The sequence below is a fragment of the Thiorhodococcus drewsii AZ1 genome (assembly GCF_000224065.1).
Taxonomy (GTDB): domain Bacteria; phylum Pseudomonadota; class Gammaproteobacteria; order Chromatiales; family Chromatiaceae; genus Imhoffiella; species Imhoffiella drewsii.
This window is the reverse complement of sequence record NZ_AFWT01000018.1, coordinates 35,524-49,846: the sequence shown is the minus strand read 5'-3', so window position 1 is coordinate 49,846 and position 14,323 is coordinate 35,524. Positions and strand designations below refer to the sequence as shown.

The 14,323-nt window shown below is 59.6% G+C and carries 12 protein-coding genes; 2 read left to right on the top strand and 10 right to left on the bottom strand.

The window, feature by feature from the left end; all coding sequences use genetic code 11:
* Window positions 1–77: 77 nt before the first annotated feature.
* The gene (locus THIDRDRAFT_RS13385; protein WP_007041393.1) at window positions 78–1,865 is read right to left on the bottom strand and encodes an AAA family ATPase; all 1,788 of its coding nucleotides are present in this window, start codon (window positions 1,863–1,865) and stop codon (window positions 78–80) included.
* Window positions 1,866–1,988: 123 nt separating this feature from the next.
* Between THIDRDRAFT_RS13385 and THIDRDRAFT_RS13380 the strand changes: the two genes are divergently transcribed.
* Window positions 1,989–2,594 carry a YfbR-like 5'-deoxynucleotidase gene (locus tag THIDRDRAFT_RS13380; RefSeq protein ID WP_139058730.1) on the top strand — a complete coding sequence of 202 codons (606 nt, stop codon included), beginning with the start codon at window positions 1,989–1,991 and terminating at the stop codon, window positions 2,592–2,594.
* Between the two features lie 189 nt (window positions 2,595–2,783).
* Window positions 2,784–4,400 (top strand): methyl-accepting chemotaxis protein, encoded by a 1,617-nt coding sequence (locus THIDRDRAFT_RS13375; RefSeq protein ID WP_007041391.1) that lies wholly within the window; start codon window positions 2,784–2,786, stop codon window positions 4,398–4,400.
* 64 nt (window positions 4,401–4,464) lie between these two features.
* Here the strand turns inward: THIDRDRAFT_RS13375 and THIDRDRAFT_RS13370 are convergent, their stop codons facing one another.
* From THIDRDRAFT_RS13370 to THIDRDRAFT_RS13330, 9 genes are all read right to left on the bottom strand, one after another.
* Window positions 4,465–5,592, bottom strand: a complete 1,128-nt coding sequence (locus THIDRDRAFT_RS13370; RefSeq protein ID WP_007041390.1) for a protein-glutamate methylesterase/protein-glutamine glutaminase — start codon at window positions 5,590–5,592, stop codon at window positions 4,465–4,467.
* A gap of 74 nt (window positions 5,593–5,666) precedes the next feature.
* Window positions 5,667–6,272, bottom strand: coding sequence for a chemotaxis protein CheD (locus THIDRDRAFT_RS13365; protein ID WP_007041389.1), 606 nt, complete (start codon window positions 6,270–6,272; stop codon window positions 5,667–5,669).
* A 225-nt stretch (window positions 6,273–6,497) separates the two neighbouring features.
* Window positions 6,498–7,055, bottom strand: coding sequence for a chemotaxis protein CheW (locus THIDRDRAFT_RS13360; protein WP_007041388.1), 558 nt, complete (start codon window positions 7,053–7,055; stop codon window positions 6,498–6,500).
* 13 nt (window positions 7,056–7,068) lie between these two features.
* Entirely contained in the window at window positions 7,069–9,024 is a 1,956-nt protein-coding gene (locus tag THIDRDRAFT_RS13355) for a HAMP domain-containing methyl-accepting chemotaxis protein (protein WP_007041387.1), read from the bottom strand.
* A gap of 83 nt (window positions 9,025–9,107) precedes the next feature.
* On the bottom strand, window positions 9,108–11,330 hold the full coding sequence (locus tag THIDRDRAFT_RS13350; RefSeq protein WP_007041386.1) for a chemotaxis protein CheA: 2,223 nt from the start codon (window positions 11,328–11,330) through the stop codon (window positions 9,108–9,110).
* The gene (locus THIDRDRAFT_RS13345; protein ID WP_007041385.1) at window positions 11,327–11,653 is read right to left on the bottom strand and encodes an STAS domain-containing protein; all 327 of its coding nucleotides are present in this window, start codon (window positions 11,651–11,653) and stop codon (window positions 11,327–11,329) included. The genes THIDRDRAFT_RS13350 and THIDRDRAFT_RS13345 overlap by 4 nt, the downstream gene beginning before the upstream one ends.
* Window positions 11,654–11,671: 18 nt before the next feature.
* Entirely contained in the window at window positions 11,672–12,040 is a 369-nt protein-coding gene (locus THIDRDRAFT_RS13340; RefSeq protein ID WP_007041384.1) for a response regulator, read from the bottom strand.
* A 241-nt stretch (window positions 12,041–12,281) separates the two neighbouring features.
* The gene (locus THIDRDRAFT_RS13335; protein ID WP_139058729.1) at window positions 12,282–12,692 is read right to left on the bottom strand and encodes a hypothetical protein; all 411 of its coding nucleotides are present in this window, start codon (window positions 12,690–12,692) and stop codon (window positions 12,282–12,284) included.
* 394 nt (window positions 12,693–13,086) lie between these two features.
* Window positions 13,087–14,241 carry a DUF5610 domain-containing protein gene (locus THIDRDRAFT_RS13330; protein ID WP_007041382.1) on the bottom strand — a complete coding sequence of 385 codons (1,155 nt, stop codon included), beginning with the start codon at window positions 14,239–14,241 and terminating at the stop codon, window positions 13,087–13,089.
* Window positions 14,242–14,323 lie beyond the last annotated feature (82 nt).

Genomic DNA, 14,323 nt, shown 5'->3' with positions numbered 1-14,323 from the left:
GATCAGTTTTGCAAATTAACCTACTATTACAGTGGCTTGCAAAACGCATCACACTCAGAAAAGACCCAGTTGAACGCCTATTTCTGGGAGTCGAGCACCGAGCCGATACTGCGAATCCATGGACCGGACGAACGCGCGCCCTCAGGCAATTCCGACAACATCTGCTTGGCGGCCGAACGGTTCGGAAAGCTGCCCACCACGGCAATCACGAAAGAGCGCGTCTGCACATAGTGGGCTCCATTCAATTCATGACGACGAACGAATTCACGCGCCGTTTTAAGATCCCGCGCAGCAACCAGTTGAATCGTGAGACGACCGGTATCCTGACGCCGCAGCCATGCCAGATCCTCATCAAACGGGGTCAAGGGAACTGCGGGCTCCGCAACCTCCAAGGGCCGCTCGGCGACGTCGACTGCGCCATCCGACACCTCGGCCCTCTCCGGACGGTCCACTTCGGGCACGGAGATCTCGGATGCAACGTCTTGGGCTGGCGACGCTGAACCAGCGCCGGCCCCTTGAGACGATGTCGTCGCCGCACCCTCGCCTTCCGAGCCATCGGACTGAACTTCGTTGGCCGTCTCCGATTGAGGCGGCGGACTCATCACGGTCGAAGCCTTGTCCGGAGACGGTTCCGAACCCCGCAATAGCGGATCGCTACTTCGATCGCCGAAGAGCTGGAAGGCGACAGGACCGACGATCGCCAAGAGTACGGTGGTAACGACGGCGGGAATGAACCAGCGTCGGTTCCAATACGGCTCCGATCGCGCGGAAGGCTCAGGTTGAGGAGCGGGCGACACAGTAGACTCGGACTCGACCGCAAGACGCTTCTGGGTCAATTCATGATTGCGCACGTGTCGCAAGACCTGTTCGAAGTCGGAACTGTCGGCGCGACGATCCTCCTGCCGCAGAAAGTCCGACAACTGAGGGTCGCTCGGCTCGAACACATCCTCATCCAAGTCCAAGAGATCTTCCGGAGGCAGCAGCAAGGATTCGGGCTCGGTATTGGACGGCTCAACAGCCTTCGGAGTTTCACGCTGAGGAGACGAGGCGGCGGCAGACTGAGTCACCAGACCACCCAGCTTACCGACAACCGATTGCTTGCCCGCCCCGGCGCTACGACAGCGACGCGTCAGCCAGGCATTGGCGTTCTCATTGAGCGCGGCGGGCATGCCCTTGCTGTTGGTTTGCAGCACCGCGATATCACCCGAGGTGAGAAATGACTCGGGATCGTCGATTCCGGCCACGCGTAGCCGATGACGCAGGTAGGCGCCTGCCTGCTCAAGGTTGAAAGGCCGCAGATTGAGACGGACCACCTGATTCTCGTCCGCCGGATCGGTTAAAGGCAGCCGACCACGACTCAGCGAGAGATCGCCTACCAAAACAAGCCTCAACCCCTGCCCCTTGGCCTCGAGCATTTCGGAGCGCATCCGCAAAAGCTGCCGAATGCTTTCCATGCCGAGAAAATGCGCATCGTCGATCGCCAGTACAATGGAATCCCCGGCACGACCTCGGTCGCGCAGCAGATCCGTCAGAGAGCGGCTAGGATCGTCGAAACCACCAGCACGCAGATGATTGCGGATGGTGAGATCCACCGCGTCGAACGGGATCTCCGGACGCCCCCGGAAGGCGATGAGATCGAACCGGTCGGCCAATGTGCCGAGCAGCCGCATCAGTTGGATACTGCGCCCGGAACCACTCGCGCCAGCCAGGATTACAATCGCGCTCGGAGCGGTCATGGCACGGCTCGCCGTCTCAATCAGACTTTCGAGAAGCGGATCGCTGTAGAGAAACTCCTCGCTCGGAGACGGATCGAACGGCGGTTGACGCAGCTTAAGCCGGGCCAGACAATCTGGATCCAAAGACATGATTTAATTCACAATTTAGGCGTACTGAAATTCAGTGTCGGCAAAATGCTACACGCCGCCCACACGACCATCAAGTCAGTCGCAACCGCGCGCAGCCGCTCCTACATCCATCAGCGAGTCACTATGAACGACATGAAGCTCAATATGCAGGACATTGCCCGATCCGGGCACGTGACCCGCTGGCACTCGGTCCGTTGCGCGCGTAGCCAAACCCTCGCCGAACACCACTATTTGGTCACCATGATCGCACGTGAACTCATGATTCGGATCTTAGGTGACGAACTCCCCGCAGAGACACGTCTCCAAGCGTTGGAATACGCACTCACCCATGACGCGCCCGAGCTACTGACAGGCGACCTGCCGTCGCCACTCAAGCATAGAATCGCCGAAATCACTGGAGCCAACGACCCCCTCGTCCGCATCGAGCGCGAGATCGCCCCTGAAATCGCCGCGCGTAAATCCGCACTGGAGGGTTCCGCCCTGGCGCTCATCATCAAACTCGCCGACCTGATGGACGGTTGTCTCTTCATCCACGAGGAAGGTATCGGACGTCATGCCGCCTTGGTCGCGCAGAAATCGGAGGCGGCCCTGAGGCAAAAGACCGAAGAGGCCCAAAAAACCTTTTCACACCTGGATTGGTCGCCAGTAATGGAACTCTATTCACAGATGCGTGGAGAAAGCGGCGCAGATAATCGGCTTCTATTTGAACGAGCGCAACCCACCGGATGATACGCACGTTATCGAGCTTGGCCGACCTATCGAATAGGTCCACACTACCCTGCTAGGAATGCGGCCATTCACGAAATGACCGGACCCATGACTGAGACATAGACCGCAGCCGATGACGCCCGAAGCAGACGGCAGGATCCGAGACTGAGCTAAGCGAAACGTGCGCGGCGAGACAATCAGAGAAAAGATATGAGACGTATCAACGACCTGCCCATCTGGATGCGCCTGCTGGGTGCCATGTGGCTCATTCTGATACCCGCGTGGACCGCTCTAATCCTGTGGGCCGCCGATCAGCAGCGCCAAACGGCGATCGATCAAGCCAAGGCCTTCACCAGTACTCTGCACGAAATGACCCTGGCCGGTCTCACCACCATGATGATCACCGGAACCATCTCGCAGCGAGCCGCCTTCCTGGACCAGATCATCGAGCTCAGAAACGTCAAGGATCTGCGTGTGCTGCGAGGCAAGAACGTCTCCATGCAGTACGGCGAGGGCACCAACCACGAGAAGCCTCGTGACGATATCGAGCGCCAGGTCTTGGAAACCGGAGAGACCTATCTCCAGCTCTCCGATGACGGTAGTCTACTGCGCGCCGTAGCACCCGCCTTCGCGCGTAAGAACTACCTAGGCAAAGACTGCACCATGTGTCATTCCATGCCCCCGCCGGATTCGGTGCTCGGAGCCGTGAGCATGGAGATCGAACTCGACGAGGTGAACGCGGACGTGCGCATGTTCGCGATCAAGATCTTCAGCATGGCCGCCCTGCTGAGTCTCCCGGTACTGATCGTTCTCTACTATTTCACACGGCAATTCGTCACCCGTCCTCTCGACGAGATGACCCGCGGACTCGAAGGCATCGCCTCGGGCGACGGCGACCTGGCTCGCCGACTTTCGGCAAAGGGAAATGACGAGATCGGACGTGCTTGTCACGCGTTCAATGACATGATGGACAACTTCCGGGATCTGATCCGACGGATCCTCGAATCCACCGCCCAGCTTTCAACTGCGGCCGAGGACCTCGCGAACGTCACCGAACGCACGAATGCCGGTGTGAGCCAACAACGCAGTGAGGTCGACCAGCTTGCCTCGGCGATGAACGAGATGAGCGCGACAGCCCAAGATGTGGCCAAAAGCGCCCAACACGGCGCAGAGGCCACTCATGCCGCTCAAGATGCCGCCACGGCCGGCAAGGACGTGGTCAGCGGCACGATGAACCGCATCGAACAGTTGGCCAACGAGGTTCAGAACGCGGCGGAGGTCATCCGCGAGCTCGGACACGATAGCGAAGAAATCGGCAAGATTCTCGATGTCATCAGAGGCGTCGCGGAACAGACCAATCTGCTGGCACTGAATGCAGCCATCGAGGCCGCCCGCGCAGGCGAAGCTGGACGTGGATTCGCTGTGGTTGCGGACGAGGTCCGCTCCTTAGCCAACCGGACCCAAACCTCGACCCAGGAGATCCATGCGATGATCGAGCGACTGCAGCAAGCAAGCCGCCGCGCGGTCTCCGTCATGGAGGACAGCCAGCAGCGCGCGACCGAAAGCCGCGAGAGCGCGATCGAAGCGGAAACTTCGCTCGACTCCATCACCGTCGCCGTGACCACCATCAACGATGTCAATACCCAGGTCGCAAGCGCGGCCGAAGAACAGAGCGCCGTGGCGGAAGAGATGAACCGCAACGTCTCCAGCATCATGGATGCTGCGGAAGGCAATGCCCAGTCGGCGCGACTGACGACAGAGGCATCGGAGCAATTGGCGCGACTCGCGGCGGATCTTCAGAACCTGGTTGGACACTTCAAGGTGTGACAGGCATAGTCGAGCGCCTGCAGAAAGAAACGCGCGGGCGCTCGACGCACCGAACAACGGACAGTCAGTGCGCCGTCGCCTTGATATAGACAGAGCGCGTCGGTGCCTGCGCGACGACGTTCGGAATCTGAGCCAACCCCAGCACGGCATCCACGCCACCGAGCTTGACCGCCTCTTTGGGCATGCCATACACGACGCAGCTCGCCTCGTCCTGGGCGACAGTGAAGGCGCCCGCTTCATGCATCTCCAGCAGACCGCGCGCCCCATCGTCACCCATGCCGGTCATGATGACCCCAACGGCGTTCGGCCCAGCGGACTGGGCTGTGGAACGGAAGAGGACATCCACTGACGGCCGATGCCGACTGACCAAAGGCCCGTTCTTGACCTCGACGCGATACTGGGCGCCGCTGCGACGCAGCAGAAGATGATCGGTTCCCGGCGCAATCAGGGCCAGACCGGCAATGACGCGGTCTCCGTCGCGGGCCTCGCGCACCTCAATGTCACACAACTGGTTGAGACGCTTGGCAAAGGCCGCAGTGAACTGTCCCGGCATGTGCTGAACGATGACCATGCCTGGCGTCGTCCGAGGCAACCGCGTCAGCACATATTCCAATGCCTGAGTCCCTCCGGTCGAGGTCCCGATGGCGACAACCCGATCCGTAGTCTCGGCGAGCGGCCTGAAGCCGCGCTCGGCGAGCACCACATCGGCCGTCAGCTTAGCTGGCAAGGGAACCGGCACCGGGGAGTGGCGCGCCTGCGACGAGATCTTGTCCATGCGCGCATGACTCGCGGCCTTGATCGCGTCCCCCAGCAGCGTTCGGGATTCTTCGAGAAACTGGCGCAATGCGAGCTTGGGTTTGGCGATGATGTCGACCGCACCGGCACTCATTGCCTGCATGGTCACCTCAGCGCCCTTTTCGGTCAGCGTCGAACAGATGACGACCGGAGTTGGGTGTTCCTTCATCAGCTGACGCAAAAAGGTGATGCCGTCCATGCGCGGCATCTCGATATCGAGCAGGATCACATCCGGCCACTGATTCTCCAGCAACCGCTGCTCCAGAAACCGCTGAGCGAAAATGGGGTCGCGCGCCGCGCCCATCACCTGAATGCCCGCAATACCACTCAGTTGCTCGGTGAGCACCTGGCGCACGACGGCGGAATCGTCCACGATCAGAACCTTGACCGGACTCATCGCCTTCCCCCCTTTGAAACCGGCCGGAAGCCAACTGCTCGCCACGATGTCATCCCCGAATCATCGAGGATGCATCAGAAAAAGTCAGCCGAGCCAGGCTGGCTCTTGAGCTGCAGCGTACGCTGCAGATAGCGGCGCTCCTGGTCCTCGACCGAGGTCGACTGCGCCCGTGGAATACGGCGCAGATAGACCGCATAGTCGCCGCCATAGAAATGAATCTGGCGCCCATGATTGCCGCCTAGGTCCTGCGCGACCAGCGAAATCCCATCCTGCTCCAAAAAGCGTTGGACGAAATGTACATTTGCGGTTCCGATCGCCTCACGCCCCGGCGACGGCGGAATCAGTGAGTCCAAGACGTTCGCGCCACCGAAAGCCTTGGCCCGCAACCGCTCCCGCCGAGCCCCCAGGGCCAGCATGCCGTTCACCAGCAATTCCATGGCCCACAGTCCATAGCGTCCGGCCTCCGAATTCAAAAGCGGCTGATCGACCGACCAAGAACGCGCCGTCGGCAGCAGAAAATGATTCATACCCATCACATGCGCCTCCGGGTCGAACAGACAGACGGACACACAGGATCCGAGCAACGTCGAGATCAGCATGGGCTCGCGCGTCACATGGTATTCGCCCGGATGGAGGAAACGCCTTTCGACACGCGTTCCGCCCGCGAACGAATCTTGCATTTCCAAATGAGCGCTCTCGCTCACCTCGAACGTAAACGCGGAATGGATCGCTGAAGCAGGGGCGCCCCGGTGGTCAAACACTGCGGGGACTCGATATAACGCATGGTGAGAGATCCGCCGATTCGGAGATACAACGACGGAATCGATCGACATCCTCGCCCTTCAATGCACATGGCTCGGCCTCCGAGAGGAACGGAGATCGGCGAGCCAAACACGGCGGGGAAATCAAGGATCGACATCCTGGCTCGTTTGAGCCGCCTCCTCGCCGAGACGGCGAAGCGCCGCCAATTCCTGGATGGAGAGGACGTGGTCCATGCTCAGGATGATAAGGAAAATATCGTCCACCCGCCCCATGGCCTCAATGAAATCGGTCCGGATCTCGGAGCCGAACTCGGGCGGAGGCCTGATATCGTCGCGCGCGATATCCAGGATGCTCTTGACCTCGTCGACCAGCATACCGAGCACATGGCCGTCACCCACCCCAGCCCGCACCTCGACCAGAACGATACAGCTGCGCTTGGTCAGAATCAGCGGACTGCGACCAAGACGGGCACCCAGATCGACGACGGGGACCACGCTGCCGCGCAGGTTGATAACGCCCCGAATGTAGTCCGGGGTCATGGGTACACGCGTCACCTGAGGGGTCTCGATGATCTCCTTGACCGCACCGATCGACATCGCAAAACACTCGTCGGATACGGAAAAGGTCAGATACTGACACATCTCCTCCGTCCCATCCCGCGCTGCCTCGACCCGCTTGTCGCTCACGACGAGTTCGCCCATCGCCATCCTCCGCTCAGAAGCGCTCGAAATCTTTGTTTGTGAAATCGGCGAGATCGGCCGAGCTGTTGGTGAAGTCGTTGGCCCTGTATTTTGGCGTGTCGGCGGCACGCACTATTGGACGCGCGACCGATCGGGAGTCGGCACCTTCCATGCGGAAGAAAGACATGATCTCTTGGAGCTGATTCGCCTGGCCGCTCAACTCCTCCGCAGTTGCCGCCAACTCCTCCGATGAGGAGGCGTTTTGCTGGGTTGCCTTGTCGAGTTGCGTCATGGCCTCATTGATCTGGCCGATACCAGTCGCCTGCTCTCCGGACGCGGCGGTAATCTCCTCGATCAGATCTGCAGTCTTGGCGATATTGGGTACCATCTCCTCCAGCAAGGTGCCGGCCTCCTCGGCGATGGTCACGCTGCCGGTCGCCAGTTTTTTGATCTCCTGCGCCGTCACGCCACTGTTCTCGGCCAGCTTGCGAACCTCGGCCGCCACCACCGTGAAGCCCTTGCCATGCTCACCGGCCCGTGCCGCCTCGATCGCCGCATTGAGCGCAAGCAGATTGGTCTTGTAGGCAATGTCCTCAATCAGACCGATCTTGCTTGCGATCTCGCGCATCGCCGCGACGGTACGCTGAACCGCCTCGCCACCACGCCGAGCCTCCTCGGCCGAATGTTTGGCGATCCCATTGGTGACACGGGCATTCTCGGTGTTCTGCTGGACCGAGGCGTTCAGCTGCTCGATGCTTGCCGTTGTCTCCTCGACGCTGGCGGCCTGTTCGGTCGCCCCCTGGCTCAACGACTGCGCCGTCGCACTGACCTCGGTCGAGGCCGAAGACAGATTATCCGACCCGCTTCGCACCTCTCCGACGACCTGACGCAAGCGCTCGACCATCAGGTTCATGTCCCGATAGACACCCCGAATCCCGGTCTGATCGAAGTCGACGGCCAGGTTCCCTCCCGCGATCTGACGGGTAACCTCCGCAATCACCGCAGGGTCCTTGCCCAACTGCCCCATCACGACACGAACGATCCACCAGGCAATCAGAACACCCACCGACAGGGCTATCAGGGACAAGATTGCGATCATCACCACCGCGCGATCATTGGCAGCCTGAATCTTCGGCCCGAGGGCGTCTTGCTCATCGTGATAAGACGATTTGACTTTTTCGATATCCTCGGCAAATTTCGGCCCAAGCGTATTGAGCGTCTCCGAAACGATCTGATTGCCTTCATGGACGATGCTCACCAGTTGGCCGAAGGCCGTATAGTAGTCGTCCTTGAAACGCACGATCTCCCCCAGCAGGGCGCGACGCGAAGGATCCTGGAGACTGGCGTCCAATGCGTCCATCTGCTTGACGAACGCATCCCATTCCCGATTCACCTTATCGACATCGTCCTGAGCACCAGTCGAGATAAAGCCACGGACGTTGATCCGCGCGATAAGTAGATAACGGAGGGCACGAGCGGCAGACAAAACGGCATCCGTATCACCGGATTCGTTCGCGTTTTCAAGAATGCGGTTCAGGCGTTGCTCGATCTGAGCCCCCACGACGGCCAACACCTCGTGTTCGATCCGATCGCTTTCCTGCGCTTTAGAGACCATGGTGTCGAAAGACTGCGAGTAGGTCTCGATATCCGTCGAAGACTGCGCCAACAGCGCCTTGCGCTCGGGATTCTGAACCAGCCCTAACATCTCATTGAGCGTCGCCTTGGTCGATTCGACATAACGCCTAAAGGCGGTGACGCTTTCGGTGCTATGTGTATGAATAAAGTCCTTCACCTGAAACCGCGCCAGCAGCATAGACGCCTGCATCGCACCCATTCGGTTGGAGCGGATCGCCTTTTGGCGATACTCGGAGAATCCGGACGAGGCACGATCGATCGTCAAGAAAGAAAGCCCTCCCACCATCACTAACAGCACGAGCACGGTGCCGAAACCAAGAACGAGTCTCTTGGCCATGGTCATCGAACGCAACATGGAACGCTCCTTATCGATTCAGGTATCCAGAGAAATCAAGCGCGACGCCCCCTGAACCCAGGGTTGCCGGACAGCGCCACCACCTAATGTGTCGTCAACATCGCATTCGTGCTCGGATGCCCGACCTGATCAACGGCCGCCAGCTCGGTCACATCCAGAATCAAGGCAATTTCGCCCGTCCCCAGAATGGTCGCGCCAGCGACCCCGTGAAGACGCTCGAACAGCTTGCCGAGCGGTTTGATCACGGTCTGCAGCTCACCGAGCAGGCCGTCGACGACCAACCCCATCCGGTGACGGCCGAAGCGCACCACGACCAGGCTCTCCCGTTGCTCGATGCTCCTGTTTTCACGGCTCTCGAACAGCTCAGTCAGGCGGATGAAGGGCAACACCTCACCTCGCAGATTGATGTAATGCTGACCATTGCCATGGCGCCCGGGCGTGCTCTCGATGTTCATTTCCACGCATTCGACCACTTGTGAAAGCGGGATGATGAATTTGTCCTCACCAGAGGCCACGAGAAAACCCTCAATGATCGCAAGCGTCAGCGGCAGGATAATGGTGATCTTGGTGCCGACCCCGAGTTCGCTCTCCAACTCGACCGAGCCGCGCAATTCCTCGATGTTTCGCCGCACCACATCCATCCCGACACCGCGCCCCGAGAGATTGGTCGCCTGTTCCTTGGTGGATAGTCCGGGCGCAAAGATGAGGCGCAAGACTTCCTCCTCGCTCAGGCTGTCTTCCGGCTTGACCAGACCCCGCGCCTCCGCCTTGGCGCGAATGCGCGCGGAGTCCAACCCCGCACCATCGTCGGCGATCTCGATGACGATGTGCCCGGAGTCATGGAAGGCGTTGATATTGAGGGTCCCGCCAGGAGACTTACCCGCAGCCTGGCGGACATCGGGTGTCTCAATGCCGTGGTCAATGGCATTGCGGATAAGATGGGTCAGCGGATCGATCATACGTTCGATCACGGTCTTATCCAGCTCGGTTTCACCACCCGTGATGACGAGATCGATCTGCTTGCCGAGTTCCTGGCAGGCATCCCGTACTACCCGACGAAAACGCGACAAACAGTCCTCGATCGGAACCATCCGCAGCTGAAGCGCGTTATCGCGAATTTCGGACACCAGATAATCGACGCCATCGACCACCTCGCTCGCGTCGTCGATCCCTGCCCGATTGACGATGACACGAATGGCTGCGCTGCTGGTGACCAATTCGCCCACCAGATCGATCAGATGACCGAGACGCCGTGCATCCACTCGGATGAAATGACTCTCTTCCTGGCGTCGAACACGCACCGCCTCCTGGGTCTTGGCGGCCTGCTCGACCACGCTGGGCTTGATCGAGCCCTGCGCCACCAGGATCTCGCCGAGACGACGCCGTATCTCGGAGCCAGGCGACTGCAATCCAGCCTCCGCCTCCTGCGTCATGAGCGCGCGTTCGAGTTCGCGGCGAGTCAAGGCACCGACATGAACGAGCAGCTCGCCGATGGTCCCCACCTGATCCTCATGCACCGCCCCAAGCAGATCGAGATATTTGGCCTGTTCCGATTCGGGCTCCAGAATGCGGATCTCGCAATCCTGCTCGGCAAATTCAAAGACTCCAGCGATGGTCGCCTTGTCCGTATCGCTGCGGAACGCAATTCCGAAACACAGGTAACAGCTCTCGGGATCGAACGCCTCTGGTCGCTCGGGATCCATTCGCAACAGGGTCGAGACGTGAACCAGGTCCCCCAAGGACCCGAGATAACGCAGAAAGGACAGCGGATCCATGCCATTACGGAAGGCGTCCGAACCGAATTCAAGCGTGATCATCCAGGTATCGCTCGAAACCGGTAGAAACTTACCACTCGCCCGGTCAGTAGACCTCGACTCAACAGACTCCGTTGGCGCGATAGGCTGCCCCAATCGACGCAGAAGCGCGTCGCCCGCCTCCCTCAGCCCCTCGTCAAGCGCACCCCCCCCCGCTGCATCACCCTCCAAACTCGCCTCGGAGAAGAACTCCACCAGGCGCTCCGTATGATCGCGACACTCGACGAGGGTGGCGATGAGCGGATTCGTCAAGGGCCGCTGCCCCGAGCGCACCTGATCCATGAGCGTCTCGACCGTATGCGTGAACTCCACCACCGCGTTGTAGCCAAAAACGCCGGCCGTTCCCTTGATGGTATGCATCGCCCTGAAGACCTCATTGAGCGACTCCGCGTCCTGCAGGTTGTCTTCCAAGGCGAGCAGTGCATCCTCCATCGACTGCAGTAGCTCGGCGACCTCTTCGATGAAGGCTTGGCGGGCGTTATCGAGATTCATGAGGCATCCTGCTCCGAGTGAGACGCATCGATACCGAAGGCCGACCCCAGATGCAGCAGTGCGATGGCCTCATCCACGACCTGGCTGCGAGCGGCCAACATCAGGCGCTTGCCTTCGCGCTCTGCCAGTTGCACGCTCCTGAGCAGACATTGCAAACCGGCACAATCGATTTCGGAGACGGCGGAGAGATCGAGCGCGCACCGATGATGCGCCACCATAAAGTCCTGCAGCCTGGCGTATGACTCCGCCGCCGTATAGATGGTCAGCTCACCCTTGAAGACAAACCCAGGTGCGTCTTCCAAAGGCTCTTGGGGCGGATTCATCGATCGAACCTCCAAGCCTCAGGGCAGAACCAGTTTGGATACGGCCTCAAGCAACATCGGTGGCTGGAAGGGTTTGACCAGCCATGCCTTGGCGCCGGCCGCCCGCGCGGCCTCCTTCTTCTCGGGCTGGGTCTCGGTCGTCAGCATCATGATCGGGGTGAAACGGTAACTCGGCTGTTTCTTCAGCTCTTGGACCAGGGTGATCCCATCCATGTTGGGCATGTTGACGTCGCTGATGACCAGATGCACCTTCTGACCGGCGAGTTTGGCCAGCGCATCCCGGCCGTCGCTCGCCTCGATCACATCGTATCCCGCCCCTCTCAGAGCGATCGCAACGACACTTCGCAGCGACGCCGAGTCATCAACCATCAGGATGGTCTTCGCCATAAAACTCTCCATTAGACGCAGTGAGCGTTCGTCAGCGCACCTCAGCCAGGTCGCGGACGACTCAAAACAGGATTATTGGCGTAGATGAGCATTTATTCACATGTGAGACATTCGTGATGCGAATACATTCCATTCAGCACAGCGAAAACAGGGAATCCATTCCTGGAAGGCTAGTAAACAATGTCAGCTCGGATCCGGCATTGGGTGCGGCTGAGACGTCTGCCGCTCGATACAGGTCGAGCTACTCGACGGTACTGTAGGAATCGACCATTTTGGTCTGCAAACTATCGATCTCAAGGATATCCCGTTTGCGTTGCATGAAATCGTGCTTCGAGCAGGCCAACAAACCTCCGCTCAAATCCTCCAGTCCCTCGCGGACAGAGCCAAGAACCTGGCTCATAGGACCCTGGAACTGCAGATTTGAGAGGTGCCGAGGCCCGATCTGAATCGCCGATAGTTGGCTGAAGATACCGGAGAGGTGGGTCACGCCGTGCTCGGCGAGCGTGCGGAAGTGTTCGATATGCCGGACAAAAATGGGAAAGAGTTCGACACCGAGCCGCTCGAAGGTCTGGTTACGAACCTCAAGCTGATCCGATCGCTCGTCCGATTCACCTTGAATCTCAGCCCGAGAGGCGGCAGCGAGAGCGGTCATCCGCCGGCCCAGTCGACATGCGACGAAGACCGCCGCAACGAACAGGACACACGCGAGCGCCCAGGTAAAAACCGACGAACTATCGACCAAAAGTGGCGCGGAGGCGGCGGCAACGCCCAACAGAAGCACTGACAAGACAGGAGTTGCCCGCTCGACTTGGATTCGCTGGCCGATCGACACGTGCCACCTCTCCTTATCAATTCACGCGATTCACCCTCATCCGTCGATTCGACGCCCCAAAGATCCACACAGCGGCGCCGAACTCTGCTCCTTGATGCTAACCTGCGCCAAAGGCGTCTACAAGGCCGCGATATTCGATCATCCTCGCCGAGCGTTGAACATCGGGGTGACGTATTGAGGCATCTTCAGACCGATGCCGCACCCACGAGACGACTCACTCCGTCTGTGCGAACGCACCCAGGAAGCGATCGAGGCGTTCTTGGAACAGGGACTGCTGGTCGCTCGACGCATCCTTGAAGGTGCTGTCCTGCTGGGCGAGATTCCGCATGATCTGGGCGGCGGACTCTCGGGCCTGATCGAGGAAGTCGAGCGCCGGGTTGCTAAAGCTATCGCTCATATCCCGTCCCAGATTAGCCAGTCGCCTTGCGCCCTGAGTTTGCTCCGGACTGTCCATCTGCTGGGTCTGCTGATAGCGTTGAGCGGCTGAATACTGTTCCGAGCGGCTCATCCGCAGGTTCATCGAGGACAGCTGAGAACTGTCGAAGGAAACGTCCGAAACCTGTTCAAAGGCCTTCTGCACGTCTCCACCGTAGAAGTTCGACGCGACCTGACCGACATCCCGCACCAGATTCTGAATGGCACCCAACTCATCCGCATTCAGATCGCCCTCGACGCTGAATTGATAACCGCTGCTCTCGCTCCGACTCAGATCCAGGGTCATCGCCTGATTGCCCTCACTGTCGGCGGCTGCGGCGACCGTGTTCTGAATGTCGAGGTTGCGGCTAAAGCTCACCTTGACGGTATCACCCTCCCGAGTCTTGAGTTCGAGCGAAAAATCCTCAGCACGCTGATAGCGTTCCGCCATTGAGGCTCCAGTGACGGACTCGGTCAGAGTTGGCGACTGCTGCGAGACCTTCGAGGGATCCAGATCGGCAAGCGCCGCGAAGGTCTGCTTCTCGGTCTCGCCAACCTGAGCGGCGATATCGCCATTGAGCATCTTGAGATTCGACAAGATGTCCTTGGCCTCCTTGAACCCCTGTTCCACGCCCTTCATCGCACTGTCGTAGAGGGCCTGGACCTCCTCCTCGGATTTTCCGCGCGCACGCGCGTTCTCCAGCCCAACGGCGACGAATTTACTAATGCGGCTAGCGATTTTGTCCGGACTGTAGTCGTTGGCATCAAGCTTCTTGATGTCGCTGACATCCATCCCGGGAATCTCGCGCGCGATACCGGACAGCGCCTTGTCCTGAAGTGTAGACAGAGCTGAATTGGCGGATCCGCCCTGGGCATCCGAAGTAGCGGTGCTGGAATAGCTTTTGAGGGTGTAAGCGGTCGACACCGACGAGGCTTGAGAACTGATATTGATCACGGCGGACTCCCTGAGCTGTAGGCACACCTGAAGATATCGGCCGAACCTTGCCGAGCTTGAGTGCCACGCTTGAAAAACTGGT

Excerpts from the sequence above, each read along its gene's own strand:
- THIDRDRAFT_RS13385 (WP_007041393.1), bottom strand. The coding sequence starts at position 1,865 with ATGTCTTTGGATCCAGATTGTCTGGCCCGGCTTAAGCTGCGTCAACCG.
- THIDRDRAFT_RS13380 (WP_139058730.1), top strand. The coding sequence starts at position 1,989 with ATGAACGACATGAAGCTCAATATGCAGGACATTGCCCGATCCGGGCAC.
- THIDRDRAFT_RS13375 (WP_007041391.1), top strand. The coding sequence starts at position 2,784 with ATGAGACGTATCAACGACCTGCCCATCTGGATGCGCCTGCTGGGTGCC.
- THIDRDRAFT_RS13370 (WP_007041390.1), bottom strand. The coding sequence starts at position 5,592 with ATGAGTCCGGTCAAGGTTCTGATCGTGGACGATTCCGCCGTCGTGCGC.
- THIDRDRAFT_RS13365 (WP_007041389.1), bottom strand. The coding sequence starts at position 6,272 with ATGCAAGATTCGTTCGCGGGCGGAACGCGTGTCGAAAGGCGTTTCCTC.
- THIDRDRAFT_RS13360 (WP_007041388.1), bottom strand. The coding sequence starts at position 7,055 with ATGGGCGAACTCGTCGTGAGCGACAAGCGGGTCGAGGCAGCGCGGGAT.
- THIDRDRAFT_RS13355 (WP_007041387.1), bottom strand. The coding sequence starts at position 9,024 with ATGTTGCGTTCGATGACCATGGCCAAGAGACTCGTTCTTGGTTTCGGC.
- THIDRDRAFT_RS13350 (WP_007041386.1), bottom strand. The coding sequence starts at position 11,330 with ATGAATCTCGATAACGCCCGCCAAGCCTTCATCGAAGAGGTCGCCGAG.
- THIDRDRAFT_RS13345 (WP_007041385.1), bottom strand. The coding sequence starts at position 11,653 with ATGAATCCGCCCCAAGAGCCTTTGGAAGACGCACCTGGGTTTGTCTTC.
- THIDRDRAFT_RS13340 (WP_007041384.1), bottom strand. The coding sequence starts at position 12,040 with ATGGCGAAGACCATCCTGATGGTTGATGACTCGGCGTCGCTGCGAAGT.
- THIDRDRAFT_RS13335 (WP_139058729.1), bottom strand. The coding sequence starts at position 12,692 with ATGACCGCTCTCGCTGCCGCCTCTCGGGCTGAGATTCAAGGTGAATCG.